Source organism: Mycobacterium sp. ZZG, assembly GCF_054786995.1.
The window spans coordinates 1-1603 of the sequence record NZ_JBTBFV010000147.1 but is presented as its reverse complement, the minus strand read 5'-3'; the positions used below and the strand labels follow the sequence as shown (position 1 = coordinate 1603).

The window sequence follows — 1603 nt, the reverse complement described above, 5'->3', positions numbered from 1 at the left end:
CCTCGATCTTTCACGTGGCGGGTAGTTGAGGTCTTTTCGTGGCGTGGGTGGGCGGTTCTGACGTGGGCGGCCTGGGGTTCCGGCGTTGCGTCTCGCCGGTGCTCCTGGGTCCTTTGCTCGTCGGAATGGTTTCTGTGTTTTAGGTGGGTTGCAGTGCGGTCCAGCCGAATTCGATGAGGTCGCTCCACGGCCAGCCTCTTGGCAGCCGTAGGTAGCGGCGACGCCCTGAGGTGATGATGCGTCCGGCGACGGCAAGCAGGCGCAGGCGTAGTCGTTTGGGTTCCCAGCCTCTGGCCGGGTGGCCGGTGAAGGCCAGGACTTGGGTCCAGACCAGCAGGTCAGCGGCCAGCAGGGTGATCTCCAGCCAGATCTGATTCTGGGCGAACCCGTGAAACGGCAGGTTGGTCAGTCCGGTGTCTTTGAGGTTGCGGATGCGGTCTTCCGCGCGGGCGCGTTGACGGTGCCGGACTTCGAGATCGCAGATCGACCAACCGCGGGTGTTGGTCGCAAAGCACGTGATCCGCCACCCGTTGTCATCGGTCAGGCGCAACTGCGCGCCGGGATGGGGACGTTCTCGGCGGGCGATGACCCGCATCCCTGCCGGCCAGCCTTTCAGCGTGTCGGGCAGGTAGCGGGTCAACTCAGCGACCTGGGCGCCCTCGCGTGGTGTGCCGTCGCCGTCGAGGGCAGCCCGCCACGCCCGCCGCGGGACCCGGCGCAGCGCTTCGACGATCGGGGGCATGCCGTAGAACCCGACTGAGTACTGCAGTCCCAGGTCGGTGATGTGGTGCAGGAAGTCCTTGACCCCGCCACCGGTGTCGGTGCGCACCAGCACCCGGGCCCGTTCGGGTTCGGGCAGTTGGGCCAACGCGGCATCCAGGACACTGATGTGGTCAGCAGCGCTGTTGGAGCCGGCTGAGCCGGGTCGCAGCAACCCGACCAGGGCTTCACCGGATCCGTGGCTGCCGTGGTCGACGAAGGCGAGCATGGGATGAAACCCGTATCCGTACTTGAAGGTTGGGGTGGCGCCCTGTTTGTCGCTGTGGGCGGTCACCAGGGTGGCGTCCAGATCGACGATGACCTGGCTGCCTGAGGTACCGGCCAGCGGTTGCTGGCGCCGCCATATGTGCGCGCGGGCTGCTGCCCGGGCCGCGCGGATCGCCGCAACGGCGGCATCGACGTCGCCGGCCAGCGTGGCGATCAGACGTGACACGGTGGCATCGGAGGCCACCGCCCCGAACAGCTCGGGCTGAGCACGCACCACCGCGATATCGGCGGCACAGTCACCGCCGAGTGCCACCGCGATCGCGACATCGGTGAGCACCTTGGCCGGGTCGTGCAGGGTTCGTGGTGCCCGCCACCGCTTCAAGACCTCTGACATGGCCTTTTCCAGTCCCGAGACGTGCAGCGTCCGAGCCAACAGCAGCCCGCCGGCCGACGAGACCAACGACTCGCGACCTGAATCCACCAGCAGAGAACGAACCGCGCTACGCTTCACCTACGGAGTGCCTTCCCGCTTTGTGAACATGGACCCTAGACAAGTCACATTTTCTCAAACAGGACAGGCACTTCCGTGCATTACAGGTCGTGTCAACAGCCTATT

1 protein-coding gene is annotated in these 1603 nt (G+C 66.1%); it reads right to left on the bottom strand.

Features of this window, described 5'->3' with window-relative positions; translation table 11 throughout:
* Window positions 1-139: 139 nt before the first annotated feature.
* Window positions 140-1498 carry an IS1380 family transposase gene (locus tag ACXMYJ_RS29025; RefSeq protein WP_313901315.1) on the bottom strand — a complete coding sequence of 453 codons (1359 nt, stop codon included), beginning with the start codon at window positions 1496-1498 and terminating at the stop codon, window positions 140-142.
* Window positions 1499-1603 lie beyond the last annotated feature (105 nt).